Raw genomic sequence first — 26,915 nt, 5'->3', positions numbered from 1 at the left:
AACGCCCGGTTACATTCCGAACCCGGAAGCTAAGCCTTTCAGCGCCGATGGTACTGCAGGGGGGACCCTGTGGGAGAGTAGGACGCCGCCGAACATTTTTTAGCCTCGGTCCCGAGTATCGGAAGATACTCGGGACCGAGGCTTTTTTATTTCTCGTGGTCGGAGATGCCGGCGGCGCTGGCGAGCTCCAGGTCGAGGGCCTCGCGGCGGATGCGCTGGTCCACGTAAATGAGCGCGGTGATACCCGCGGCGATGGGCAGGGTGATGGTCGAGCCGATGACCCCGCCGATGCCGATGACCACCAGGAACGTCCAGCTGACGGTGGCGGATTCGCCCGACAGCCAGTCCATCGCGTTGTCTCCGCCGACCGCCATGCCGACGAGGCTGGTCGGGACCTCGATGACGGCGGAGATGACCACGGTGATGAGCAGCGCGAGGAGTTGGATGCCGAGCACTCGCCACCACGCGCCGCGTACGAGTTTGGCGGAGCGGCGCATGGCCGCGCCGATTCCCCGCTTCTCCAGCATCAGGGCGGGTGCGGCGAGGCTGTAGCGGATCCAGAGCCACAGGGCGGCGACGGCCGCGGCGAGCCCGCCCAGCATGGCCAGTGCGGCGCCTTCGTCCTCCGCTCCGGTCGCGATGAGCAGAAGACCCGGCGCCAGGCCGGCGGTGAGGGTCATGGCCACGAGCGCGGGCATCAGGAGCAGCAGTCCGCAGAGCTGGAGGAGGCGCGGCCGGGTGTCGCGCCACGCTTCCCCGAGGGACAACGGCCGTCCCAGCACGGCCCGGCCGATCACGACGGTCAGCAGGGCCGTGGTGACGAGCGTGCCGAGGATTCCTGCCGCCAGGGGGACCGCACTGCTCTTCATCGCCTGGCCGAGGTCGCCCAGTGTCTCTCGCAGGGTCTGGTCCGGGTTGTTGCCGAGCGCGTCGAGCCCGTTAGCGTCCCGGAACCACAGGCCGGTGGCCGCCGTGGTCACGCCCTGGGCGACGAGGGCGACGACAAGGGAGACGCAGAGCACCGGCCGCCAGTGGGCGCGCACGGTGGAGACCGCCCCGTCGAGGATCTCGCCGACGCTCAGGGGGCGCAGCGGGATGACTCCGGGCCGGGCCGCGGGCGGCGGCTGTGCCCAGCCGTGCCCCCAATTCCCGTACGAGGCGGGGCCGGCGGGACCGGTCGGCGGGGTGGGTGGCGGTGCGGGGGCGTTTCCGGGATGTGCCGTCCAGTGTCCTGCGGGCGGTTGTCGCTCCGCCCACTTCGCCCCCCACTCGGGCCCGTCCGTCACGCTGTCGTCCACTGCGGGACGGTCCGGACCGGGCTGGTCGGGCAGGGCTGGGGCCGGTCCGGCGGGGCTCGGTGGGGCCTGGTCGTCGGAAGGGGACGGTCCGGGCGGTGCCCAGCCCGGAGAGTCGTTCATCGTCGCTCCGTAAGGTCGTTCGGCGGGCTGTCGCGGGTGCGGCGGTGGCCGGTGGGCTGTCATCGTGCCACGGTGCGTCCGGCGGGGCGGTGGGCGCGGAGCGTGGCGGACCACTTCAATACTTGGGGTCGTAGAGGGCAGACTGGACGGATGGCTGATCAGCACTCAGCGGCCCGGGACACCGCCGCACCGCCCGTCGCCCTCGCCCTCCGGTGGGAGGAACCGCCGGAAGGCCCCGTGCTGGTGATCCTCGACCAGACGCGACTTCCGGCGGAGGAGGTCGAGTTGGTGTGCACGGATGTGCCGGCGCTGGTGGAGGCGATCCGTTCGCTCGCCGTCCGCGGCGCCCCGCTGCTCGGCATCGCCGGGGCCTACGGGGTCGCCCTCGCCGCGTCGCGCGGCTTCGATGTGGACGACGCGGCGGAGTCGCTCGCGCATGCCCGGCCCACGGCCGTGAACCTGGGTTACGGGGTGCGCCGTGCCGCGGCCGCGTACCACGCGGCGGCCCAGGGCGGGGCGGACGCCGGGCAGGCCGCGGCCGCGGCCCTCGCCGAGGCCCGCGCGCTGCACCGGGAGGACGCCGAGGCGAGCGAGCGGATGGCCGGGCACGGCCTGGCCCTCCTTGGTGAGCTGCTGCCCGCCGGCGGCTATCGCATCCTGACGCACTGCAACACCGGCGCGCTGGTCTCCGGGGGCGGGGGCACCGCCCTGGCGGTGGCCGCGGCGGTGCACCGGGCCGGGCAGCTGCGGCGGCTGTGGGTGGACGAGACCCGCCCGCTGCTTCAGGGCGCGCGGCTGACCGCGTACGAGGCGGCCCGCGCGGGCATGGCGTACACGCTGCTGACCGACAACGCGGCGGGCTCGCTGTTCGCGGCGGGGGAGGTGGACGCGGTGCTGATCGGCGCGGACCGGATAGCCGCGGACGGCTCGGTGGCCAACAAGATCGGCAGTTATCCGCTCGCGGTGCTGGCCCGCTATCACCATGTGCCGTTCGTCGTCGTTGCCCCGATCACCACGTTTGACCTGGCCACCGCGGACGGTGCGTCGATCGAGGTGGAGCAGCGCCCCGGGCATGAAGTGACGGACATCACACTGCCTTATGCTCCGGCCGCTGGGGCGCAGGCGGGCACCGGAATACCGGTCGCTCCGCTGGGCACGCAGGCCTACAACCCGGCTTTCGACGTCACACCACCGGAGTTGGTGACGGCGATCGTCACCGAGTGCGGGGTCGTTTCGCCCGTCACCGCGGCCGGTATCGCGGAACTGTGCGCCAGGTCACGATCGGGTAATGGGATGATGTCGATATGAAGGGACGCGTCCTTGTCGTCGACGACGACACCGCACTGGCAGAGATGCTCGGCATCGTGCTGCGCGGCGAAGGCTTTGAACCGTCGTTCGTGTCGGACGGCGACAAGGCTCTTGCCGCTTTCCGCGAGACCAAGCCGGATCTGGTACTGCTCGATCTCATGCTCCCCGGGCGGGACGGAATCGAAGTGTGCCGGCTGATCCGGGCCGAGTCCGGAGTGCCGATCGTCATGCTGACCGCCAAGAGCGACACGGTCGATGTGGTGGTCGGGCTCGAGTCCGGGGCGGATGACTACATCGTCAAGCCGTTCAAGCCGAAGGAGCTGGTGGCGCGGATCCGCGCGCGGCTGCGGCGCTCGGAGGAACCGGCGCCGGAGCAGCTGGCCATCGGCGATCTGGTGATCGACGTGGCCGGGCACTCGGTGAAGCGGGACGGCCAGTCGATAGCGCTGACGCCGCTGGAGTTCGATCTGCTGGTCGCGCTGGCGCGCAAGCCATGGCAGGTCTTCACCCGTGAGGTGCTGCTCGAGCAGGTGTGGGGCTACCGGCATGCCGCCGACACCCGGCTGGTCAATGTGCATGTGCAGCGGCTGCGCTCGAAGGTCGAGAAGGACCCGGAGCGCCCCGAGATCGTGGTGACCGTGCGCGGCGTCGGTTACAAGGCCGGGCCCAGCTGAGATGCCGGAGGTCGGCTCGGGCCCGCCTCCTGCCGACAGGCCGGAGGGCGGGGCCCCGGAGGGAGCGCGTCCGGGGCCGCCTGTCGACCCGGCGGGTGAGATACCGCTGCTGCGGCGGTTGTGGAGCGGTGGGCAGCTGCTGCCCGACGGGGCGTCCGGCGGCCCCGCGCATCCGTTGATCCGGTTGTTCGGGCGGTGGGTGCGCCGTCCGCTGCTGCCCGCTGCCCGGCTGTGGCGGCGCAATATCCAGCTGCGGGTCGTCGCGACCACGCTGCTGATGTCGCTCGGTGTGGTGCTGCTGCTCGGCCTGGTCGTGATCGGGCAGGTGCGCAACGGGCTGCTGGACGCCAAGCGGCACGCCGCGCAGGGCCAGGCCACCGGCGGGTTCCAGGTCGCCGAGCAGACGGCGGACCGCGACAGCGACAGCCATGACGGGGACGGGACCGCCGACCCCGGCGGCCGGGGCGGCCAGGACGCCCGCAGCTGGCTGAACCAGTTGGTGGAGCAGTTGGCAAGCGGCGGCAAGGGCGCGTACTCGGTGGTGGCGCTCAGCTCCGCCTCGGGCGAGACGCCCCGTATCGTCAGCCGCGGGGCGCGCGTTTCCGGCGATGTCAGGCAGGACAGCGTCCCGGCCGAGCTGCGCAAGAAGGTGGACGAGGGACGGGCCACGACGTACGAGCAGTACGGCCGGATCCTGCACGACAGGTCGGGTCGGTCCGAGGCCGCGCTGATCATCGGCAAGCGGCTCGACGACAACCACGGCGACCCGTACCAGCTCTACTACCTCTTCCCGTTCACCCAGGAGGAGAAGTCGCTGAGCCTGGTGAAGGGGACGCTGGCGACGGCCGGGGTGTTCGTGGTGGTGCTGCTGGGCGCCATCGCCTGGGTGGTGGTCCGGCAGGTGGTCACTCCGGTGCGGATGGCCGCCGGGATCTCCGAGCGGCTGGCCGCCGGTCTGCTTCAGGAGCGGATGAAGGTCACCGGGGAGGACGACATCGCGCGCCTCGGCGAGTCGTTCAACAAGATGGCGCAGAACCTCCAGGTCAAGATCCAGCAGCTGGAGGAGCTGTCCCGGATGCAGCGCCGCTTCGTATCGGACGTCTCCCATGAGCTGCGGACGCCGCTGACGACCGTACGGATGGCGGCGGACATCATCCATGACTCGCGCGAGGACTTCGACCCGGTCACGGCGCGCTCCGCGGAGCTGTTGTGGGGCCAGGTCGACCGGTTCGAGTCGCTGCTGGCGGATCTGCTGGAGATCAGCCGGTTCGACGCGGGCGCGGCGGCCCTGGACGCCGAGCCGATCGATCTGCGCGATGTGGTGACCCGGGTGGTGGACGCGGCCGAGCCGCTGGCCGATGCCAAGGGCACCCGGATCGTGGTGCGGGGCGCCGAGCAGCCGGCGATGGCGGAGGCGGACGCGCGCCGGGTGGAGCGGGTGCTGCGCAATCTCGTGGTCAACGCCGTGGAGCACGGCGAGGGCCGGGATGTGATCGTGCGGCTCGCCGCGGCGGGCGGGGCGGTCGCGGTCGCGGTGCGCGACTACGGCGTGGGGCTCAAGCCTGGAGAGGCGACGCGGGTGTTCAACCGCTTCTGGCGGGCCGATCCGGCGCGGGCCCGTACGACGGGCGGCACGGGACTCGGTCTGTCGATCGCGGTGGAGGACGCGCGGCTGCACGGCGGCTGGCTCCAGGCGTGGGGCGAGCCCGGGGGCGGTTCGCAGTTCCGGCTGACCCTGCCGCGTACCGCGGGCGACACGCTGCGTGGCTCGCCGATCCCGCTGGAGCCCGAGGACTCCCGGCGCGGCCGCGCCGCGGGCCGGGGCGCCGCGGTCAGGAACACGGAGGCTAGGGGCGCGGCGGAGGTGGTTTCGGCGGGCGCGGAGAAGCGGACGGCGTCCGTACCGGCGCAGCCGAAGTCCGGGCTGCCCGGCCCCGACCGGCCGCTGCCCCCCAGCGGCGCCGGTGTGCCCGCGCCGACGGCCGACCCCACGGCGCTGCCGGGCAACGGCGCCCGGGTGGTGCCCCGGGGCGCCGCGCAGGGCGGCCCGCCGCGTCCGCACGGCGCGCACCAGGGCGCGGCCGATCCGGCACCGACGACACCGACCGAACGGGAGGGCCGCCCCCGTGGGCGCTGACCGCCACCGTCTCCGCCGTACGCCCCGGCTGCTGGGCGCGCCCGCGCTGCTCGCCTGCGGCGCGCTGCTGCTCACCGGCTGCGCCTCGATGCCCGACAGCGGGGATGTGCGCCGGGTCGACTCGTCGCCGGGTACGGACGTCGATACGCAGGTGCGGGTGTACGGGGTGAGCCCGGGCAAGGGTGAGCAGCCCACCGAGCTCGTCAACGGCTTCCTGGAGGCGACGACCAGCAGTGAGGAGGACCTGGCCACCGCCAAGGAGTATCTGACCGGGGGCGCCGCCCGGCGGTGGGCACCGTTTGCCGAGACGACCGTGCTCGCGCAGCCGCCGGAGGTGCGGGTGGAGGCCGACCCGGGGGACCGGGACGGCGACGGGCGGACGGTGGTGCTCTCCGGCAGGCGGATCGCCAAGGTGGACGCCACGCACGCGTACCGGCCCTCCGAGGGCGATTACGTGGAGCGCATCCATCTGTCGAAGGTCGGGTCGGAGTGGCGGATCGACCGGTTGCCGGGCGGTCTGGTGCTGGGCGAGCCCGACTTCCAGCGCATCTACGCGTCGGTCAACAAGTACTACTTCGCCGAGCTGGGGCCGGACGCCGGGAACTCGCGGGTGGGGCAGGACGTGCTGGTCGCCGACCCGGTCTATCTGCGGCGGGACGTCGACCCGGCCTCGGCGGCCGTGAAGGCCCTGCTGGACGGGCCGACGAGCTGGCTGGACCCGGTGGTCAGCACCTCCTTCCCGGCCGGTACGAACCTGGTCCGCCGGGACGGGAAGCTGACGCCGGACAGCTCGAACACGCTGAAGGTGCGGCTGGGCGACCGGGCGTCGCACGTCGGCGGGGCGCGCTGCGCCCGGATGGCCGCGCAGCTGCTGTTCACGGTCCAGGGCCTGGGGCAGGGGTCGGCGGGGGTCGGCAGCGTGCGGCTGGAGCGGCAGGACGGCGCCGAGCTGTGCTCGCTGTCCCGCGACGGCGCGCGCTCCTACGCTCCGGAGCAGGTCTACGGCCGGGGGGACCACCAGTACTTCGTGGACGCCGACCACCGGGTGGTCCGGCTGTCCGACGAGGCGCGGCAGCCGCAGGCCGTGCCGGGGCCGTTCGGGGAGGAGGGCATCGGCCTCGGGTCGGTGGCGGTGTCCCGGGACGAGCGGCTGGCCGCTGGGGTCACCGAGGACGGCCGCACGCTGTATGTGACCGAGCTGAGGTCCGGCGCCGAGCGCGGCGCGGCGCTGCTGCGCCTCCAGGGCGGCGGCGCGCAGGGCGGGCTGTCGGCGCCGAGCTGGGACGGGCTGGGCGGCCTGTGGGTGGCCGACCGGAGTGCGCAGCGGCCCCGGCTGCTGCGGCTGCGCGAGGGCGTGGAGAAGGCGGACGAGGTCCGGCTGCCGGATCTGAAGGGCGGCGTGATCGAGTCGCTGCGGATGTCCGCGGACGGCACCCGGATCGCGATGCTGATCAAGCGGGGCGGGCATACGACGCTTCAGCTCGGCCGCGTCGAGCGGGCGGGCGGCGAGGCCGCTCCCGAGCTGTCGGTGCGGGGTCTTCACTCGGTCTCCCCGCGGCTGGAGGACGTGGACGCGGTGTCGTGGGCCGGGGGCAGCCGGCTGGTGGTCGCGGGCCGTGAGTCGGGCGGGGTGCAGCAGCTCCAGTACGTCGAGACGGACGGCTCGCCGGCCGATGTCCCGGCGGTGCCGGGGCCGAACGGGGTGGCGGCGGTCGCGGCGTTCGAGGACAAGAACCGGCCGCTGATCGCCGAGACGACGAACGACGGGATCGTGCGGCTGATGCCGAACACGGACTGGAAGACCGTGGCCAAGGAGGGGTCGGTTCCGGTCTATCCGGGGTAGCGCTCGCTCGTGTCCGGCCGGAGCGTCATCCCGTCTGTTCGGGATGGCGCTCCTGGCGTTTTCCGTCACGTGGACGGGCGCCTTTTCACCCGGATGGACCTCGGCCGACCCCGGTTATCCACAGGGTTTTCCACAAGGGGTGGCGGGTCCGGGTGGGTGACGGGACAGTGGGCGCATGTGGATGTGGTGGCAGGAGATCGCCGGGCTGGTGCTGCCGGCCGGCTGCGCGGGGTGCGGCCGGGCGGGCGGCGCGCTGTGCGGGCGGTGTGGGGCGGCGCTGTGCGGGGCGCGGGCGCGGCGCGTGCGGCCCGGCCCGCCCCCGCCGGGGCTGCCGCCGGTCCATGCGGCGGTGGCCTACGAGGACGAGGCCAGGGCCGTGCTGCTCGCGCACAAGGAGCGGGGCGAGCTGAGGCTGGCGGCGGCGCTGGGCGAGGCGCTGGCGGGGGCGGTGGAGGCGGCCTGTCCCCGGCGTCGTGAGTTTGAGGGTTGGCGGGCCCGGTCCGGTGACGGCCGGCCGCTGCTGCTGGTGCCGGTGCCCTCGGCGCGGCGGGCGGTGGCGGCGCGCGGCCATGACCCGGCCCGGCGCATCGCGCTGGCGGCGGCGGGGGTGCTGCGGCGCGGCGGGCGGCGCGCGCGGGTGCTGCCGGTGCTGCGGCAGCGGCGGGCGGTGGCCGATCAGGCGGGGCTGGACGCGCGGCGGCGGCTGGCGAACCTCACCGGGGCGCTGGGCGCGGCGCCGGGCTGCGGGCGGCTGCTGGCCGAGGGACGCGTGGTGCTGGTGGACGATCTGATGACCACGGGGGCGTCGCTGGCGGAGGCAGCGCGGGCGGTGCGGGCGGCGGGCGCCCCGGTCGCCGGGGCCGCCGTCGTGGCGGTGGCGGGGCGCTCAATTCCCGCGGGCGCGGGCGTTCGTTTACCGCCGCCGCGGCGGCGACACCAAGCGGAACTGAATACGAACGCGCATCGTTGCTGATGATAAGCGGACGTAAACACCTGATCGGAGGTACGTGCCGGTAGGGGGTGCCGACTTCCGGCCGGGCGAGCTATGTTCGGTTGTGAGGAACAGTGAGTGCAATGGCTCGCATTATCCGCTTGGCGTGCTTCGTGTGCCTTTTCGCTTTTGTTGACAAGAAGGGGTGGCGATCTTGGCCATCGGGGAGGAGGAGGTGAAAGCCGCCAGGCAGCAAGCTCCGGAGAAATTCCGGAGCCCAGTGCACAACGGATGAGCTCCGGCTGAGACGGAGCAACCCGGGAACGGAGTTCTGCGTGGACATCGTCGTCAAGGGCCGTAAAACAGAGGTGCCCGAGCGGTTCCGGAGGCACGTGGCCGAGAAGCTGAAGCTGGAGAAGATCCAGAAGCTCGACGGCAAGGTGATCAGCCTGGACGTCGAGGTGTCCAAGGAACACAACCCCCGGCAGGCCGACCGCTGCGACCGAGTGGAGATCACCCTCCGTTCCCGTGGTCCGGTGATCCGGGCGGAGGCCGCCGCCGCCGATCCGTACGCAGCGCTTGACCTGGCCGCCGGCAAGCTGGAAGCGCGCATGCGCAAGCAGCACGACAAGCGTCACACGCGCCGTGGCAACGGCCGTATCCCCGCCAGCGACGTGGCCGTGACCGTGCCGAACGCGGCCCGGATCAACGGCCATGGGGAAATCGCCGCCCAGCGCACGTCGGATACCGTCCCCACCACCAGGATGGGGCCGCTGGAGGTCCAGGGCGAAGGTCCCCTGGTGGTCCGGGAGAAGACCCACGCCGCCGCCCCCATGACGCTCGACCAGGCGCTCTATGAGATGGAGCTGGTCGGGCACGACTTCTATCTGTTCGTCGACTCCGACACCGGCCAGCCCAGCGTCGTCTACCGGCGCCATGGCTATGACTACGGGGTCATCCACCTCAAGCCCGAGGCGTTCGTCGGGGAGGAGCCCGGCGGCGCCGGCGGCGCACTGGGAGGCTGACCAGGACGGGCGGGACCGTGCGGCGGGCGTGCCGCACGGTCCCGCTGTGGTGCGGGGGACGCCGCTCCCACGGTGGCGCGGGGGGTCGCATCCGGCGTGGTGCCCCTGAGCACCCATGCGCCCCCGGGGCACCATCGTGCGACCACGGCGGCACCACACCGTCCGCCAGGCATGAAATCATGGCTCAGCGGCCAACCCTCGTATCGAGAAGACCGGTTGATGCCGCCGTATATAGCAGCATGCACAGCAAAGTGCGGAGAGCAGGGCCATGGCCTTCAGGGGGAGGAACGATGGCGGACAGCTTCGGGCCCGCGACCGACGGCGATGACCACGGCGTCGGAGCGGAGAGGGGCGAGCCGCGCAAGGAGCCGATTCGGGTCCTCGTGGTGGACGATCATGCGCTCTTCCGGCGCGGACTGGAGATCGTCCTGGCCCAGGAGGAGGACATCCAGGTCGTCGGTGAGGCGGGGGACGGCGCCGAGGCCGTGGACAAGGCGGCCGATCTGCTGCCGGACATCGTGCTGATGGATGTGCGGATGCCCAAGCGCGGGGGGATCGAGGCGTGCACCTCCATCAAGGAGGTGGCGCCGAGCGCGAAGATCATCATGCTGACGATCAGCGACGAGGAGGCGGACCTCTACGACGCGATCAAGGCGGGCGCCACCGGCTATCTCCTCAAGGAGATCTCGACCGACGAGGTGTCCACCGCGATCCGGGCGGTGGCCGACGGCCAGTCCCAGATCAGCCCGTCGATGGCGTCCAAGCTGCTGACCGAGTTCAAGTCGATGATCCAGCGCACCGACGAGCGACGGCTGGTGCCCGCGCCCCGGCTGACCGATCGGGAGCTGGAGGTGCTCAAGCTCGTGGCCACGGGCATGAACAACCGCGACATCGCCAAGGAGTTGTTCATCAGCGAGAACACCGTGAAGAACCACGTCCGCAACATCCTGGAGAAGCTCCAGCTGCACTCCAGGATGGAGGCCGTGGTCTACGCGATGCGGGAGAAGATCCTCGAGATCAGGTGAACGCGATCGGTTGAGCGATCAGCTGGGCGAGCGGGCGAGCGGGCGAGCGGTGAGCGGTCAGGAGATGGTCAGGCGACCGCCGCCGTGAGCGCGGCGCCGAGTTCCGGGCTGTCGACGCGCTCGATCCGCACGGACTCGCAGCCCACCCACCCGGCCGCCTCCAGCAGCGCCTCGGCCATGGGCGCCACGGCCTTGGGCCCCTCCAGGGACACCTGCCGGGCCACCAGGGTCTTCCCCTCGCGGGCCGGGTCGACGCGGCCGAGCAGCCGCCCGCCCGCCAGCAGCGGCATGGCGAAATAGCCGTGGACCCGCTTGGGCTTGGGCACATACGCCTCGAGCCGGTGGGTGAAGCCGAAGATCCGCTCCGTGCGGGCGCGATCCCATATCAGGGAGTCGAAGGGCGACAGCAGCGTCGTGCGATGCCGGCCGCGCACCGGGGTGGCCAGCGCCTCCGGGTCCGCCCAGGCCGCCTTGTCCCAGCCGGCCACCGTCACCGGCACCAGACCCGAATCCGCGATCACCGCGTCCACCTGCTCGGCCTTCAGCCGGTGGTAGTCCGCGATGTCCGCGCGGGTGCCGACCCCCAGGGCCTGCCCGGCGAGCCCCACCAGCCGCCGCAGGCACTCCGCGTCGTCCAGCCCGTCATGGAGCAGATCGCCCGGCACGGCGCGCTCGGCCAGGTCGTACACCCGCTTCCAGCCGCGCCGTTCGACGCACACCACCTCGCCGTACATCAGCGCCCGCTCCACGGCGACCTTGGCGGCCGACCAGTCCCACCACGGGCCGCCGTTCTTGGCGCCGCCCAGCTCCGTCGCGGTCAGCGGGCCGTCCTCGCGCAGCCGCTTGACGACCGTCTCGTACGCCCCGTCCGGCAGCTCGTGGTACCAGTGCGGGCGGCCGCGGTAGGCACGGCGACGGAAGGCGAAGTACGGCCACTCCTCGATCGGCAGCACACAGGCGGCGTGCGACCAGTACTCGAAGGCATGGGTCTCGGTCCAGTACGCCGATTCGACCGCCGCCCGGCCGACCGCGCCGAGCCGCGCGTAGGGAATCAGCTCATGGGAGCGGGCCAGCACCGAGATGGTGTCCAGCTGCACCGCCCCCAGATGACGCAGCACCCCTCGCACCCCGGCCCGCCGGTCCGGCGCGCCGAGCAGCCCCTGGGCGCGCAGCGCGATCCGCCGCGCCTCGTCTGCGGAGAGGGCCACCTCGGGCCTGGGGCGGGACGCGGACCCGGACGCTGCAATCGTCATGCCGGACACCGTACGGGGTGCCACTGACAGCGCGGGCCCGCTGTGGCCGGCACCCCTGGCGCGGTCCCGGGGGTCAGGCGGGGTCCCCCGCTCAGGCCGGGTCCGCGACCGCCGGCCGCTCGGGCGCGGGCAGATACGGCGTCGCCTGTGGCAGCCCCCAGTCCGAGGGCAGCACCGCGCCCCGCCAGGCGTCCCGCCGGGTCCCGTTGTGCACGATCCGCGCCCGGTCGATCCCCTCCATCCGGAACCCCGCCGCCAGCGCCACCGCCCGCGAGCCCTCGTTGCCGACCTGGGCGCACCACTCCAGCCGCTCCACCCCCAGCCCCGTGAACGCCCACTCGACCACCGCCCGCGCCGCCTCGCCGGTGTACCCGCGCCGCCGCTGCTCCGGCACCGTCCAGTAGCCCAGCTCCGCCTGGCGCTCCTCGGTGCGCAGCTGGGCCAGGCGCACCAGGGCCATGGAGCCGACGAGGGCGCCGCCGTCCCGGGTGATCACGGCGAAGCGGTAGGTGATGTCGTCCCGCCACTCCTCCGGGCAGATCTCCCGGACGAATTCCTCGGCGTCCGCGCGCCGGTACGGGGTGGGCACGGGGGTCCAGCGCCGGATCTCCGGGTCCTGACAGGCGGCGTGCACCGCCTCGGCGTCCGAGGGTCCGAAGGGGCGCAGCAGCAGCCGCTCGGTGGTGAGGGTGACAGGATCCATGTGCCCGAGTCTGGGCCGTGGCCGAGGCGCCCGCGAGCGTTTCTCGCGTTCAGGGGCACCTCAGAGGCCCCTCGTACGTTGACACGGAGAGGTGACACCGGTTCCTCGTAGTGACGGACCTCCCGGCGTGGTGGGGTCCTGTCTTACGATGGCCGTTGCGGCGGGGCCTGCGCCCCTCGATAATGCCGCGCCAGCGCACCCGACCGTGCCAGGCCCGACCGGCAAGGAGTCAGCCTACGTGTCCGTCCTCAACAAGCTCATGCGTGCAGGCGAAGGAAAGATCCTGCGCAAGCTGCACCGCATCGCGGACCAGGTCAATTCCATCGAAGAGGACTTCGTCAACCTCTCCGACGCCGAGCTCCGCGCCCTGACTGACGAGTACAAGGAGCGCTACGCCGACGGCGAGACCCTTGACGACCTGATGCCCGAGGCCTTCGCTACGGTGCGCGAGGCGGCCAAGCGGGTGCTCGGGCAGCGCCACTACGACGTCCAGCTGATGGGCGGCGCGGCGCTGCACCTGGGGTATGTGGCCGAGATGAAGACCGGTGAGGGCAAGACCCTCGTCGGCACGCTCCCCGCGTATCTGAACGCGCTGTCCGGCAAGGGCGTCCACCTGATCACGGTGAACGACTACCTGGCCGAGCGAGACTCGGAGTGGATGGGCCGGGTGCACAAGTTCCTCGGCCTCGAGGTCGGCTGCATCCTCGCCAACATGACGCCCGCGCAGCGCCGCGAGCAGTACGCGTGCGACATCACGTACGGCACCAACAACGAGTTCGGCTTCGACTACCTGCGCGACAACATGGCGTGGTCGAAGGACGAGCTGGTGCAGCGCGGCCACAACTTCGCCGTCGTCGACGAGGTGGACTCGATCCTCGTCGACGAGGCCCGTACGCCGCTGATCATCTCCGGCCCGGCCGACCAGGCCACCAAGTGGTACGGCGACTTCGCGAAGCTGGTCACCCGCCTGGCCAAGGGCGAGGCGGCCAACCCGCAGAAGGGCCAGGAGGAGACCGGGGACTACGAGGTCGACGAGAAGAAGCGCACCGTCGGCATCCACGAGACGGGCGTCACCAAGGTCGAGGACTGGCTGGGGATCGACAATCTGTACGAGTCGGTCAACACCCCGCTGGTCGGCTACCTCAACAACGCGATCAAGGCCAAGGAGCTCTTCAAGAAGGACAAGGACTACGTCGTCATGGACGGCGAAGTCATGATCGTTGACGAGCACACTGGCCGTATCCTCGCCGGCCGCCGCTACAACGAGGGCATGCACCAGGCGATCGAGGCGAAGGAAGGGGTGGACATCAAGGACGAGAACCAGACCCTCGCCACGATCACCCTCCAGAACTTCTTCCGCCTCTACGGCAAGCTCTCCGGCATGACCGGTACGGCGATGACCGAGGCCGCCGAGTTCCACCAGATCTACAAGCTCGGCGTCGTCCCGATCCCGACCCACCGCGCGCTCGCCCGCCTCGACCAGTCCGACCTGATCTACCGCACCGAGGTCGCCAAGTTCGACGCGGTCGTCGAGGACATCGTCGAGAAGCACGAGAAGGGCCAGCCGGTCCTGGTCGGCACCACCTCCGTGGAGAAGTCCGAGTACCTCTCCCAGCAGCTCGCCAAGCGCGGTGTGCCGCACGAGGTGCTCAACGCCAAGCAGCACGACCGTGAGGCTTCGATCGTCGCCCAGGCCGGGCGCAGGGGCGCGGTCACCGTCGCGACCAACATGGCCGGCCGCGGCACCGACATCAAGCTCGGCGGCAACCCCGACGACCTCGCCGAGGCGGAGCTGCGCCAGCGCGGCCTCGACCCGGTCGAGCACGCCGAGGAGTGGGCGGCCGGGCTGCCTGCCGCGCTGGAGAAGGCCGAGGCCGCGGTCAAGGCCGAGTTCGAGGAGGTCAAGGAGCTCGGCGGGCTGTATGTGCTGGGCACCGAGCGCCACGAGTCGCGCCGCATCGACAACCAGCTGCGCGGCCGTTCCGGCCGCCAGGGCGACCCCGGCGAGTCCCGCTTCTACCTCTCGCTCGGCGACGACCTGATGCGGCTGTTCAAGGCGCAGATGGTCGAGCGCGTCATGGCCATGGCCAACGTTCCCGACGAGGTCCCGATCGAGAACAAGATGGTCACCCGCGCGATCGCCTCCGCGCAGTCGCAGGTCGAGCAGCAGAACTTCGAGACCCGTAAGAACGTCCTGAAGTACGACGAGGTGCTCAACCGGCAGCGCGAGGTCATCTACGGCGAGCGCCGCCGCGTCCTGGAGGGCGAGGACCTGCACGAGCACGTGCGCCACTTCATGGACGACACCATCGACGCCTACATCACCGCCGAGACCTCCGAGGGCTTCGCGGAGGAGTGGGACCTGGACCGGCTGTGGGGCGCCTTCAAGCAGCTCTACCCGGTGAAGGCCACCATCGAGGAGCTGGAGGAGGCGGTCGGCGACCGCGCCGGGCTGACCGACGACTTCATCGCCGAGTCCATCAAGGACGACATCTACGAGCAGTACGAAGCCCGTGAGGAGCAGCTGAGCTCCGACATCATGCGTGAGCTGGAGCGGCGCGTGGTGCTGTCCGTCCTGGACCGCAAGTGGCGCGAGCACCTCTACGAGATGGACTACCTCCAGGAGGGCATCGGCCTGCGCGCGATGGCCCAGAAGGACCCGCTGGTCGAGTACCAGCGCGAGGGCTTCGACATGTTCCAGGCGATGATGGACGGCATCAAGGAGGAGTCCGTCGGCTATCTGTTCAACCTGGAGGTCCAGGTCGAGCAGCAGGTCGAGGAGGTCCCGGTCGAGGAGGGCGAGAAGGCGGCCGAGGCGGCCGGCGACGGCCCGCAGGACGCGGTCCCCGCGGCTGTGACGTCCGGGTCGACCAACGGCCGTCCCGAGATCCACGCCAAGGGCCTGGAGGCCCCGCAGCGCCCGGATCGGCTGCACTTCTCCGCCCCGACGGTGGACGGCGAGGGCGGCATCGTCGAAGGCGACTTCACCAACGGCGACACGCCCCCCGCGCCCCGCTCCGAGTCCGACGGCATGACGCGCGCGGAGCGGCGCAAGGCGAACAAGGGCGGCCGCCGCCGCAAGAAGTAACCGCCACACCGCCACACCGCCACACCGGCAGACGACGGACGGGCCGGGCCCCACGCGCGAGCAGCGCGGGGCCCGGCCCGTCGGCGTTGCGGGCCCCACACGGCCGCGCCTCGGCGAGCCCCGTGACCGCGCCGCCCCGTCAGGGGCGGTACGGCCCGCGGGCCGGGCTCGCGCGGCCGTGCGGCGTTGCGGGGCGCGTCCGGTGAGTCGGCCCCGGAGCCGCCCGCCCGGCGCCTTTGGCGCCGTCATGGGCCATCCGCCGGGGCTTACGGCGCGCCCTGGTGTCAGGGGCCCTGGGTGCCTGGGGCGGGGGCCGTACGCGGGGCCCCACGGCCGCGGCTGGCTGCGCCGGAAGCCGGGCCCGCGCCGCGGATTCCCCGGGCCGGGGTCTGTGCCCGTGTGGTGGCCGGGGTTCGGCTTGCTTGGGCGGGGCTTGGGCGGGCGCAGCCGGGCGGCTCTGGGGCCCGTCCGGTTGGTCGGTCCCGGAGCTGCCCGGCCCGCGGTTCGGCGCCGTTGTGGGCCGTGCGCGGGGCCCCACCGCCGCGGCGGGGTTATGCGGTGGTCGGGCCGATGTCGAAGGTGGCGCAGCGCCAGCGGGTGTCGGGGGCGAGTTCGAGGCGGAAGGCGAGCGCGCGGAGCCGGTCGCCGTAGGCGATCCGGGCGAACGCCTCGATGACCCCCTGCCGCGGCTGGTACTCGTCGCAGCGCCGTACGACGGGGGCGCTGTCGCGGCTTTCGGCCGGTCGCAGGGGCGCCTGGGGCGCGAGCTCGATCAGCCGGTCGTAGGCGTCCGGGAGGGTGTGGCCGAGCAGTGTGTGGACCGGGCGCCGCCCGCTCAGGGTGAGCAGCAGCTGATGGGCGAACCAGTAGCGCGGCAGCCGCTCGAGCTCTCTGCGCCGCGCGGCGGCGGCCGCCGTACGCGATACGGACCCGGGACCCGCCGGGCGCCGCGAGTCGTGGCGTCGCGGCGGCCCGCTCCGCGCGGGTCCCGTCCGCGCGGGGCCCGCGCCTCGGCCTCCGCTCGTACCGGCTGTGTCGCGCGTCGTGTAGGTCGTCCTGTCCATGCGCCTCGCCGCTCTCCCGGGCCCGGCGAAGATACCGGGCAGTAGCTTGGTCGGCAGACTTCTATCGGCGCCCTTCCGGCAACGGCAAGGAGTGCGCCCCGCTCGCGGCCCGGCCCCCGGGATTCACCTATCCGGGTGGCCCGGGCAACGGCACCCGGGCGCCGACGCCGCGGCGGCCACCGCCCGCCTGAGCCCTGTCACCCCCCTGGCCAGGCCGGACGCGCTTCCGGGCGGTGCGGAGCCGGGCGCCCCGCCCGCTCACCCGGGCTCGACCGGCGGCCCGCGCGAGAGCCCGGGCCCGGGGCCGGGATTACCCCCGATGGGGGACAGGGAGCCGGCCGGCGCGGGGCACCGGATGCTTCCGTCCGCGGTCCCGGTTGGGCCCGGGGGACGGGGTGTCGAACGTATGCTGGCTGGCAACTACAGGAAATTCAGGAACTCCAAGGAACTCCAGAAAGCAGCAGCCATGCGCGTCTACGTCCCCCTGACCCTCCCCGGTCTCGCCGAGGCGCACAAGGCGGGCGAACTGGGCCCGGCCCCGCTGACCGCCTACGCGGTCACTCCCGCGCTGCGCGAGTGGTACGTCTCCGACGACATCGAGGAGCTGGAGTACGCGGCGCTGTCCCGTGCCGCGCAGGCGTCGCTGCGGCATCTGGCGGTGGACCGGCAGGCGCCCCGGCGGCGGGTCGTGGTGGCGGTGGACGTGCCCGATACCGTCGCGGTCGCGGACCCGGACCGGGGGCTCGACCAGTCCGCGCTGGGGGAGGTGCGGCTCGCCCTCCCCGTGTCGCTGGCCGAGGCCGCCGCGGTGCACGTGGACTCCGACGAAGCCGAGCGGGATGTCGCCGCCGCGGCCGAGGCGCTGGGCGCGGCGGATGTCGGGGACGACGACGCGCAGTTCACGGTGGACGGCGCGGAAGATCACGAACTGCTGTGGTACGACGCCAAGGAGATCCCCGACCTCGTCGGGTGAGTCCGGGGAGACCAGGTCGGACCGTCCTGTCGGACCCGTTGGGTACGGTCGTGAGATGGGCAAGAACGTGACGCACATCGTCTGGGACTGGAACGGCACCCTCTTTCACGACAACGACGCCGTGATCTCGGCGACGAACGCCTCGTTCGCCGAGATCGGTCTGCCTCCGATCACCCTGGAGCGCTACCGCGAGCTGTACTGCGTCCCGGTCCCGCGCTTCTACGAGCGGCTGATGGGGCGGCGGCCCACCGACGTCGAGTGGCAGGCGATGGACGAGGCGTTCCACCGTCACTACTGGGTGCTGGCCGAGAGCGCCGGGCTGGCGCTCGGGGCCAGACAGCTGCTCGCCGAGTGGCAGGCGGCCGGGCTCACCCAGTCGCTGTGCTCGCTGGCCGAGCACGAGCGGCTGATCCCCCTGGTGCGCACGCACGGCATCGAGCCGCACTTCGTGCGCGTGGACGGGCGCACGGGCCAGAGCGACACGGGCAAGGCGGAGCAGATGGTGCGCCATGTCGCCGCGCTTGAGGGCGTCACGCCGGACCGCGTCGTGGTGATCGGGGACGCGGTCGACGACGCCGTCGCGGCGCGGCACGCGGGCGCCCGCGCCGTGCTGTACACGGGGGGCTCGCACAGCCGGGCCAGCCTGCTGGCCGCGGGCGTGCCGGTCGTGGACAGCCTGGAGGAGGCCGTCGCGGAGGCCGGGCAGCTGGTCGACTGATCAGCCCGCGCCCGCGGCCGTACGCGGGAGCACGGCGGCACGGCACCCGCACCTCAGATCACCGGCGCCTTCGCCCGCAGCACCGCCAGGAACTCGCGCATCCACCCCGGATGGTCCGGCCAGGCCCGCGAGGACACCAGCGTGCCGTCGACCACCACCTCCGCGTCCTGGAACTCCGCCCCCGCCGCCTGCATGTCCATCTCCAGCGCCGGATACGCGGTGACCCGCCGCCCGCCGAGCCCGCCGATCGCCGCCGTCAGCAGCGGCCCGTGGCAGATCTGCGCGACCGGCTTGTCCGCGTCGAAGAAGGCCTTGAGGATCTTGCGCAGCTCGGGGTCGTTGCGCAGGTACTCGGGGGCCCGTCCGCCGGGGATCACCAGCGCCGCGTACTGGCCCGGATCGACCTCGGAGAAGGCGAGGTCGGCGGGCCAGGTGTAGCCGGGCTTCTCGGTGTATGTGTCGAAGCCGTCTTCGAAGTCGTGCACCACGAACCGCAGCGTCTTGCGGGCCGGGGCCGCCACATGCACCTCGTAGCCCTCCTCGCGCAGCCGCTGGAGCGGGTAGAGCACCTCCAGGGACTCGGCCGCGTCTCCGGTCACGAGCAGGATCTTCGCAGGCATGCCGCCCACCTCCACAGGTCGTGTCGGCCGGGGCCGTCACACCGAGCACCGGACAGGACACACCGAGCGCCGGGCGGGACACGCCGACGGCCGAACAAGCCTCACCAATCACCGTAAAGGTCACACTGCCCGCGCCGGGCCGCTTTGCCAAGAGACCGCGCGGGACCTGCGTCGCTGTCCACGTCGCTGTCCATAACGTCAAACTTCGGGGCTCGGTTTTGTACACGGACGGCTCATGACGTTCCCCGGGGGAGGGGCGATAGCCTTACTGCGTGATCAGCGCGATAGGCCGTGGGGGCGATGAGGCCCCCGCACCGGTCCCGGATTCCTACCGGGCTCGGGCCGCCGCTGACCGGTGCCGCCTGGGGCCTTGGTCACTTTCGGCCGAGTCCGCCCCGGCCATCCCCCGCACGGGCATATCGTCGTCCCAGACCGGATATCCCGCGTCGCGACGTCATGCCACCGCTATCGATGTCACGCAACGGCGCGCGACAGGAGCCAGAGGACATGCAGACCAAGCTGGACGAAGCCAAGGCCGAGCTGCTCACACGGGCCGCCCGGGTAGCTGAGAGCAGTCCTGCCGGGGGACAGCAACCGGTACAGGGCCCAGGCCCCGAGACTCTGACCGCCTACCTTCAGCACTACTACCAGCACACGCCGCCGGAGGACCTCGCGGGCCGCGACCCGGTCGACGTCTTCGGCGCGGCCCTCTCCCACTACCGCCTGGCCGAGTCGCGCCCGCAGGGCACCGCGAACGTCCGGGTGCACACCCCGACCGTCGAGGAGCACGGCTGGACGTGCAGCCACTCCGTGGTCGAGGTGGTCACCGACGACATGCCCTTCCTGGTCGACTCCGTCACCAATGAGCTGACGCGCCAGGGCCGCGGCATCCACGTCGTCATCCACCCGCAGATCCTGGTGCGCCGCGACCTCACCGGGAAGCTGATCGAGGTGCTGGACGTCTCCCCGGACGGCCGGCCCGAGAAGCTGCCGCACGACGCGGTCATCGAGTCCTGGATCCATGTCGAGATCGACCGCGAGACCGACCGCGGTGACCTCAAGCAGATCAACGCCGATCTGCTGCGCGTGCTCTCCGACGTCCGCGAGGCCGTCGAGGACTGGGAGAAGATGCGCGAGGCGGCGCTGCGCATCGCCGAGGGCCTGCCCGAGGAGCCCACGGCCGGCGAGGTGCGCCCCCAGGAGATCGAGGAGGCCCGCGAGCTGCTGCGCTGGCTGGCCGACGACCACTTCACCTTCATCGGCTTCCGCGAGTACGAGCTGACGCAGGCGCCCACCGAGTCCGGCGGCGAGGAGGACGTGCTGAGCGCGGTGCCCGGCACCGGCCTCGGCATCCTGCGCTCCGACCCGCACCACCGGGACACCGACGAGAGCGCCCACGCCGGGCTGCCGGCGGCCGCCGAGGGCGCCGGGCGCCCCGTCTCGCCGTCGTTCAACCGGCTGCCGGCCGACGCCCGCGCCAAGGCGCGCGAGCACAAGCTGCTGGTCCTCACCAAGGCCAACAGCCGCGCCACCGTCCACCGCCCCTCGTACCTGGACTACATCGGCGTCAAGAAGTTCGACGCCAAGGGCAATGTGGTCGGCGAGCGGCGCTTCCTCGGCCTGTTCTCCTCCGCCGCGTACACCGAGTCCGTGCGCCGGGTCCCGGTGATCCGCCGCAAGGTCGAAGAGGTCCTGGAGGGCGCCGGGTTCCAGCCCAACAGCCACGACGGCCGGGATCTGCTCCAGATCCTGGAGACCTACCCGCGCGACGAGCTGTTCCAGACCCCGGTCGACCAGCTGCGGTCCATCGTGACCAGCGTGCTGTACCTCCAGGAGCGCCGCCGGCTGCGGCTGTTCCTGCGTCAGGACGAGTACGGGCGCTACTACTCGGCCCTGGTCTACCTGCCGCGGGACCGCTTCACCACCGAGGTCCGGCTGCGGCTCACCGACATCCTGCTGGAGGAGCTGAACGGCCGGGTGCCGGTCGACTTCACCGCTCTGCACACCGAATCGGTGCTCTCCCGGCTGCACTTCGTGGTCCGCGTCCAGGCCGGCACCGAGCTGCCGGACCTCACCGACGCCGATGTGGAGCGCATCGAGGCCCGGCTGGTGGAGGCGGCCCGCTCCTGGGCCGACGGCTTCGCCGAGGCGCTGACCTCCGAGGTCGGCGAGGAGCGCGCCGCCGAGCTGCTCCGCCGCTACCAGCACGCCTTCCCCGAGGGCTACAAGGCCGACCACTCGCCGCGCGGCGCGGTCGCCGACCTCCAGAAGCTGGAGCGGCTGAAGGACAGCGACCGCGACTTCGCGGTCAGCCTGTACGAGCCGGTGGGGGCGGCCCCCGCCGAGCGCCGCTTCAAGATCTACCGGGTCGGCGAGCAGGTCTCGCTCTCCGCGGTGCTGCCGGTGCTCACCCGGCTGGGCGTCGAGGTCGTCGACGAGCGCCCGTACGAGCTGCGCTGCTCGGACCGGACCAGCGCCTGGATCTACGACTTCGGGCTGCGGCTGCCGCGCCATGACGACGGCCTCGCCGACGACGCCCGCGAGCGCTTCCAGAACGCGTTCGCCGCGGTGTGGACCGGGCAGGCGGAGAACGACAACTTCAACGAGCTGGTGCTGGGCGCCGGGCTGACCTGGCGCCAGGCGATGGTGCTGCGCGCGTACGCGAAGTATCTGCGCCAGGCCGGGTCCACCTTCAGCCAGTCGTACATGGAGGACACCCTCCGCACGAATGTGCACACCACCCGGCTGCTGGTGAGCCTCTTCGAGGCCCGGATGTCCCCCGAGCGGCAGCGCGCCGGCACCGAGCTGACCGACGCCCTGCTGGAGGAGCTGGACGCGGCGCTGGACCAGGTGGCCTCGCTGGACGAGGACCGCATCCTGCGCTCCTTCCTCACCCTCATCAAGGCCACCCTGCGCACCAACCACTTCCAGAAGAGCGAGGACGGGCAGCCGCACGCGTACCTGTCCATGAAGCTGGACCCGCAGGCCATCCCCGATCTGCCCGCGCCGCGCCCGGCGTACGAGATCTGGGTCTACTCCCCGCGGGTGGAGGGTGTGCATCTGCGCTTCGGCAAGGTCGCGCGCGGCGGTCTGCGCTGGTCCGACCGGCGTGAGGACTTCCGCACCGAGATCCTGGGCCTGGTCAAGGCGCAGATGGTGAAGAACACCGTCATCGTGCCGGTGGGCGCCAAGGGCGGCTTCGTCGGCAAGCGGCTGCCCGACCCGGCGGTCGACCGGGACGCCTGGCTGGCCGAGGGCATCGCCTCGTACAAGACCTTCATCTCCGGTCTGCTGGACATCACCGACAACATGGTCGGCGGCCAGGTGCAGCCGCCCAAGGACGTCGTCCGCCACGACGGCGACGACACCTACCTGGTGGTCGCCGCCGACAAGGGCACCGCGACCTTCTCCGACATCGCCAACGAGGTCGCCCAGGCGTACGGGTTCTGGCTGGGCGACGCCTTCGCCTCCGGCGGCTCCGCCGGGTACGACCACAAGGGCATGGGCATCACGGCCCGCGGCGCCTGGGAGTCCGTCAAGCGGCACTTCCGGGAGCTGGGCCACGACACCCAGACCGAGGACTTCACGGTGGTCGGCGTCGGCGACATGTCCGGCGACGTGTTCGGCAACGGCATGCTGCTGAGCGAGCACATCCGGCTGGTCGCGGCCTTCGACCACCGCCATATCTTCCTCGACCCCAAGCCGGACAGCGCGGTCTCCTACGCCGAGCGCCGCCGCCTGTTCGAGCTGCCGCGCTCCTCGTGGGCCGACTACGACACCTCCCTGCTCTCGCAGGGCGGCGGCGTCCACCCGCGTACCGCCAAGGCCATCCCGATCACCCCGCAGGTGCGGAAGGCCCTGGGCATCGAGTCCCGGGTCGCCAAGATGACCCCGGCCGACCTGATGAAGGCGATCTTCAAGGCCCCGGTCGACCTGCTGTGGAACGGCGGCATCGGCACCTACGTCAAGGCCGCCACCGAGTCGCACGCCGATGTGGGCGACAAGGCGAACGACGCCATCCGGGTGGACGGTCAGGATCTGCGGGTCAAGGTCGTCGGCGAGGGCGGCAACCTGGGCCTGACCCAGCTGGGCCGGATCGAGTTCGCGCTGAACGGCGGGCGGATCAACACCGACGCGATCGACAACAGCGCCGGGGTGGACACCTCCGACCACGAGGTGAACATCAAGATCCTGCTCAATGAGCTGGTCCGCGAGGGCGATATGACGGTCAAGCAGCGCAACAAGCTGCTGGCCGAGATGACCGACGAGGTCGGCGCGCTGGTGCTGCGCAACAACTACGCCCAGAACGTGGCGCTCGCCAACTCCGCGGCCCAGGCCCCCAGCCTGCTCCACGCCCACCAGCGGGTGATGCGCCGACTGGGGCGCGAGGGGCGCCTGGACCGTTCGCTGGAGTTCCTGCCCACCGACCGCCAGATCCGGGAGCGGCTGGCCGCCGGGCGCGGGCTGTCCCAGCCCGAACTGGCCGTGCTGCTCGCCTACATCAAGATCACGGTGGCCGAGGAGCTGATCGCCACCGGGCTGCCGGACGACCCGTACCTCCAGCGGCTGCTGCACGCGTACTTCCCGCAGGCGCTGCGCCAGCAGTTCCCCGAGCGCGTCGACGGCCATGCGCTGCGCCGGGAGATCGTCACCACGGTGCTGGTCAACGACACCGTCAACACCGCCGGTACGACCTTCCTGCACCGGATGCGCGAGGAGACCGGCGCCTCCACCGAAGAGGTGGTGCGCGCCCAGACCTCGGCCCGGGTGATCTTCGAGCTGGGCGAGGTGTGGGACGAGGTCGAGTCCCTCGACAACGTCGTCCCGGCCGATATCCAGACCCGGATGCGGCTGCACTCCCGGCGCCTGGTCGAGCGCGGCACCCGCTGGCTGCTCGGCAACCGCCCGCAGCCGCTGGAGCTGGCCGAGACCATCGAGTTCTTCGGCGAGCGGGTCGCGGCGGTCCGCGCCCAGCTGCCCAAGCTGCTGCGCGGCGCGGACGTGGAGTGGTACCAGAAGATCCACGACGAGCTGACCGCCGCCGGGGTGCCGGATGACCTGGCCACGCGGGTGGCGGGCTTCTCCTCCGCCTTCCCGACGCTGGACATCGTGGCCATCGCCGACCGGGTGGGCAAGGAGCCGCTGTCCGTCGCCGAGGTGTACTACGACCTCGCCGACCGGCTGCGGATCAGCCAGCTGATGGACCGCATCATCGAGCTGCCGCGCGCCGACCGGTGGCAGTCCATGGCCCGCGCCTCCATCCGCGAGGAGCTGTACGCGGCGCACGCCGCCCTGACCTCCGATGTGCTGTCGGTGGGCGACGGCGGTGCCACGCCCGAGCAGCGCTTCAAGGCCTGGGAGGAGAAGAACGCGTCGATCCTCCAGCGGGCGCGCACCACGCTGGACGAGATCCAGGGGTCGGAGACCTTCGACCTGGCGAATCTGTCCGTCGCCATGCGCACCATGCGCACGCTGCTGCGCAGCCAGCGCTGACCGGTGGTGCCGTCGGCGCCGTAGCGCGCTGACCGGCACTGCGAAGCGCTGAGCCATTTGCCGCGCCGCCCGGGGCCCGCCCCGGGCGGCGCGGCGCGTTTCACGGGGGCTCCTGTCGGCGGCTTCGCGATCTTTTCACCCCAATGTCGCCCTATCGGGCCTATCGGGACACATCACCCTATAGTGGGCAGACGGTGAGCGCTGTTCTCTCCTGTCCGGAGGTGTTCCATGCCCCGATTCAGCATCGTCATCGCCGCCTATCGAGTGCAGGGCTATCTGAGCAGCTGCCTGGACTCGGTGCTGACCCAGTCGTTCGGGGACATCGAGGTAGTGGCGGTCGACGACTGCTCTCCGGACCACTGCGGCACGATCGTCGAGGAGTACGCGGCCCGGGACAGCCGGGTCGTCCCCGTCCACCAGCCGGTCAACTCCGGCCCCGGCCACGCCCGTAACGCCGGGGTCGCCCGGGCCACCGGCGACTATCTGCTCTTCCTCGACGGCGACGACACGCTCGCCCCCGGCACCCTCCAGGGCCTCGCCGACCGGCTGGATCTGGTCCAGGACCCGGACATCCTCTACTTCAACCATGTGCGCACCTATTGGTGGGACCGCACGGAACCCAGCCTCTTCGGCGGGCTGCTGGCCTCGGCGGGGACCGAGGTCTTCTCGGTCCTGGAGCGCCCGGAGTTCCTGCGCATCTTCGCGATGTCGTCCAACCGCGTCTACCACCGGGCCTTCTACACCCGCCACGGCTTCGCGTTCAGCGAGGGCATCTACGAGGACGCCCTGCTCTCGTACAAGACGATGCTCACGGCCGAGCGAATAGCCTGCGTGGACCTGGTCGGGCTCGAGTACCGCCAGCGGCGCGTGGGCGCCAGCACCGCCAGCCCCGGCGAGAAGCACTTCGCCATCTTCAAGCAGTACGCCCGCCTCTTCGACTTCCTGGAGGGCAAGCCGCACCTGGAGCCGCTGCGCCCGCGGCTGTTCGAGCGGGCCGTCTCGCACTTCCTGTTCTGCCTGGGCCGCCGCTCCCGGGTGGCGGCCGAGGACCGGCCGCGGTTCTTCGACCGGGCCGCCAAGTGGTACCGGGCCCATCTGCCCGACGGCTTCACCCCGCCCGCCGACGCCCAGTGGCGCTTCGAGGCGCTGGCCCGCGGCTCCTTCGTCCGCTACCGGGAGCACGAGCTGTCGGAGCGGGCGGCGGCCGGGGCCCGCAAGCTCAAGCGGATGACCCGGCGGCCGCTGGCCGCGCGGGCCAAGCGGAGCCTGTACCGGGTCCACCGGCGGCGGCCCGTCGACGCGGACCTGGCCGTGTACTCCGCGTACTGGGGCCGTGGAGTGCTGTGCAACCCCGCGGCGATCTACTACAAGGCCAGGGAGCTGGCCCCGCATGTGCACGGCGTGTGGGTGGTGCGCAAGGCCGCGGTCGAGTCGCTCCCGGAAGGCGTCGACTACGTCATCTCGGGGACCCGGGACTTCTACTGGGCCATGGCCCGCGCCAAGTACCTCGTCAACAACGTCAACTTCCCCAATGACGTGGTGAAGCGGCCGGGGACCGTGCACCTTCAGACCTTCCACGGAACGCCGCTCAAGTGCATGGGCCTGGACCAGCAGCGCTATCCCGCCGCCGCGTCGGGGATGAGCTTCGGCAACCTCCTCAAGCGCGTCGACCGCTGGGACTACGCCCTCTCCGCCAACCGGCACTCGAGCGAGGTCTGGGAGCGCGTCTACCCCGCCGCGTACCGGCTGCTGGAGTACGGATATCCGCGCAACGACGTCCTCTTCTCGGCCTCCGCCGAGGAGATCCGGCGCATCCGCAAGGAGCTGGAGATCCCGGACGGGGCCCTCACGGTCCTCTACGCCCCCACGATCCGCGACTACCAGAAGGGGTTCACGCCCCGGCTGGACCTCGAACGCGTCAGCCGCGCCCTGGGCCCGGACGCGGTGCTGCTGGTGCGCGCCCACTACTCGTACCAGCCGCACGCCGGGCTGCGGCAGCTCCAGGAGGCGGGGCTGGCGATCGACGTCTCGCGCCATCCGTCGGTGGAGGAGCTCTGCCTGGCCGCCGATGTGCTGGTCACGGACTACTCGTCGATCATGTTCGACTACGCCAACCTGGACCGCCCCATCGTCGTCTACGCGGACGACTGGGACATCTACCAGGCCACCCGCGGCGTCTACTTCGACCTCCTGTCGGGACGGCCGGGCGACACCCCGGGGCCCGTCGCCCGTACGGAGGACGAGCTGATCGCCGTCTTCCGCGAGGGCCGCTGGCGCGACGAGGACGCGAGCGCGCTGCGCGCCGCGTTCCGGGCCCGCTTCTGCCAGTACGACGACGGACACGCGGCGGAGCGGGTGGTACGGACCCTCATGCTGGGCCAGGACGCCGCCGCCGTCGACGCCGCCACGGCCGACGCCGCCACTTTGGACGCGGTGACCGCCGCCGCGCCCCCGCTGCCCGCGCCGCCCATGCCCGCGCCGCCCATGCCCGAGCCGCACCCGGACCAGTGCCGGGCCGACCGCCACGGCCTGCCCGTCAAGCGCGGCCTGATCACCGGCGTGCCGCCGCACCCGGCCCGGCCCACGCCGCTGGCCCCCGACCACGAGTGATCGCGCCCGCACCCAGGCCCCCGCCCGCACGC

Annotated in this window: 17 protein-coding genes and 1 rRNA gene; 13 read left to right on the top strand and 5 right to left on the bottom strand. The window is 72.0% G+C overall.

The features are described from left to right. Nucleotides 1–94 (top strand): 5S ribosomal RNA (gene rrf / locus ABTY62_RS37810); the annotation flags it as partial. Between the two features lie 52 nt (nt 95–146). Here rrf and ABTY62_RS37805 read toward each other — a convergent pair. Next, nucleotides 147–1,298 carry a DUF7847 domain-containing protein gene (locus ABTY62_RS37805; RefSeq protein ID WP_352133911.1) on the bottom strand — a complete coding sequence of 384 codons (1,152 nt, stop codon included), beginning with the start codon at nt 1,296–1,298 and terminating at the stop codon, nt 147–149. A gap of 270 nt (nt 1,299–1,568) precedes the next feature. Here ABTY62_RS37805 and mtnA point away from each other — a divergent pair, with 270 nt between their 5' ends. The 7 genes from mtnA to ABTY62_RS37770 all read left to right on the top strand — a co-directional run bounded on the left by mtnA (nt 1,569) and on the right by ABTY62_RS37770 (nt 10,361). Beyond that, entirely contained in the window at nt 1,569–2,726 is a 1,158-nt protein-coding gene (mtnA, locus tag ABTY62_RS37800; RefSeq protein WP_352133910.1) for an S-methyl-5-thioribose-1-phosphate isomerase, read from the top strand. Further along, nucleotides 2,723–3,400, top strand: coding sequence for a two-component system response regulator MtrA (mtrA, locus tag ABTY62_RS37795; RefSeq protein WP_014061181.1), 678 nt, complete (start codon nt 2,723–2,725; stop codon nt 3,398–3,400). Before mtnA ends, mtrA begins: the two co-directional genes overlap by 4 nt. 1 nt (nt 3,401) lies before the next feature. Then, a complete protein-coding gene (mtrB, locus tag ABTY62_RS37790; RefSeq protein ID WP_502997596.1) occupies nt 3,402–5,537 on the top strand; it encodes an MtrAB system histidine kinase MtrB in 2,136 nt (711 codons plus the stop codon). Further along, nucleotides 5,527–7,380 (top strand): LpqB family beta-propeller domain-containing protein, encoded by a 1,854-nt coding sequence (locus ABTY62_RS37785; protein ID WP_352133908.1) that lies wholly within the window; start codon nt 5,527–5,529, stop codon nt 7,378–7,380. Before mtrB ends, ABTY62_RS37785 begins: the two co-directional genes overlap by 11 nt. A gap of 175 nt (nt 7,381–7,555) precedes the next feature. After that, the gene (locus ABTY62_RS37780) at nt 7,556–8,353 is read left to right on the top strand and encodes a ComF family protein (RefSeq protein WP_352133907.1); all 798 of its coding nucleotides are present in this window, start codon (nt 7,556–7,558) and stop codon (nt 8,351–8,353) included. A gap of 293 nt (nt 8,354–8,646) precedes the next feature. Beyond that, entirely contained in the window at nt 8,647–9,336 is a 690-nt protein-coding gene (gene hpf, locus ABTY62_RS37775) for a ribosome hibernation-promoting factor, HPF/YfiA family (protein WP_311727457.1), read from the top strand. A gap of 290 nt (nt 9,337–9,626) precedes the next feature. Next, nucleotides 9,627–10,361, top strand: a complete 735-nt coding sequence (locus tag ABTY62_RS37770; RefSeq protein ID WP_352133906.1) for a response regulator — start codon at nt 9,627–9,629, stop codon at nt 10,359–10,361. 68 nt (nt 10,362–10,429) lie between these two features. Here the strand turns inward: ABTY62_RS37770 and ABTY62_RS37765 are convergent, their stop codons facing one another. Both ABTY62_RS37765 and ABTY62_RS37760 read right to left on the bottom strand, forming a co-directional pair. After that, nucleotides 10,430–11,614: a winged helix-turn-helix domain-containing protein gene (locus ABTY62_RS37765; protein WP_352133905.1), complete on the bottom strand. Its 1,185-nt coding sequence runs from the start codon at nt 11,612–11,614 to the stop codon at nt 10,430–10,432. A gap of 91 nt (nt 11,615–11,705) precedes the next feature. Then, entirely contained in the window at nt 11,706–12,317 is a 612-nt protein-coding gene (locus tag ABTY62_RS37760; protein ID WP_352133904.1) for a GNAT family N-acetyltransferase, read from the bottom strand. Between the two features lie 238 nt (nt 12,318–12,555). Here ABTY62_RS37760 and secA point away from each other — a divergent pair, with 238 nt between their 5' ends. Beyond that, complete coding sequence (gene secA / locus ABTY62_RS37755) at nt 12,556–15,405, top strand: preprotein translocase subunit SecA (RefSeq protein WP_352133903.1); 2,850 nt, start codon at nt 12,556–12,558, stop codon at nt 15,403–15,405. A 551-nt stretch (nt 15,406–15,956) separates the two neighbouring features. Here the strand turns inward: secA and ABTY62_RS37750 are convergent. Then, the gene (locus tag ABTY62_RS37750) at nt 15,957–16,469 is read right to left on the bottom strand and encodes an Rv3235 family protein (RefSeq protein ID WP_352133902.1); all 513 of its coding nucleotides are present in this window, start codon (nt 16,467–16,469) and stop codon (nt 15,957–15,959) included. A gap of 466 nt (nt 16,470–16,935) precedes the next feature. Here ABTY62_RS37750 and ABTY62_RS37745 point away from each other — a divergent pair, with 466 nt between their 5' ends. Continuing rightward, nucleotides 16,936–17,442 (top strand): DUF6912 family protein, encoded by a 507-nt coding sequence (locus tag ABTY62_RS37745; protein WP_352133918.1) that lies wholly within the window; start codon nt 16,936–16,938, stop codon nt 17,440–17,442. A 55-nt stretch (nt 17,443–17,497) separates the two neighbouring features. Beyond that, nucleotides 17,498–18,160 carry an HAD family hydrolase gene (locus tag ABTY62_RS37740; protein ID WP_352133901.1) on the top strand — a complete coding sequence of 221 codons (663 nt, stop codon included), beginning with the start codon at nt 17,498–17,500 and terminating at the stop codon, nt 18,158–18,160. A gap of 53 nt (nt 18,161–18,213) precedes the next feature. On the opposite strand, the gene ABTY62_RS37735 is transcribed toward ABTY62_RS37740, so the two are convergent. Next, nucleotides 18,214–18,780 carry a DJ-1/PfpI family protein gene (locus ABTY62_RS37735; protein WP_311727449.1) on the bottom strand — a complete coding sequence of 189 codons (567 nt, stop codon included), beginning with the start codon at nt 18,778–18,780 and terminating at the stop codon, nt 18,214–18,216. Nucleotides 18,781–19,287: 507 nt separating this feature from the next. Between ABTY62_RS37735 and ABTY62_RS37730 the strand changes: the two genes are divergently transcribed. Further along, the gene (locus ABTY62_RS37730) at nt 19,288–24,273 is read left to right on the top strand and encodes an NAD-glutamate dehydrogenase (RefSeq protein WP_352133900.1); all 4,986 of its coding nucleotides are present in this window, start codon (nt 19,288–19,290) and stop codon (nt 24,271–24,273) included. Between the two features lie 228 nt (nt 24,274–24,501). Then, a complete protein-coding gene (locus tag ABTY62_RS37725; protein WP_352133899.1) occupies nt 24,502–26,883 on the top strand; it encodes a bifunctional glycosyltransferase/CDP-glycerol:glycerophosphate glycerophosphotransferase in 2,382 nt (793 codons plus the stop codon). Nucleotides 26,884–26,915 lie beyond the last annotated feature (32 nt).

Source organism: Streptomyces sp. NPDC097640, from assembly GCF_040302705.1.
In the GTDB taxonomy this organism is placed as follows: Bacteria; Actinomycetota; Actinomycetes; order Streptomycetales; family Streptomycetaceae; genus Streptomyces.
The sequence above is the reverse complement of the archived record's forward strand: the minus strand, read 5'-3'. Positions and strand labels throughout refer to the sequence as shown.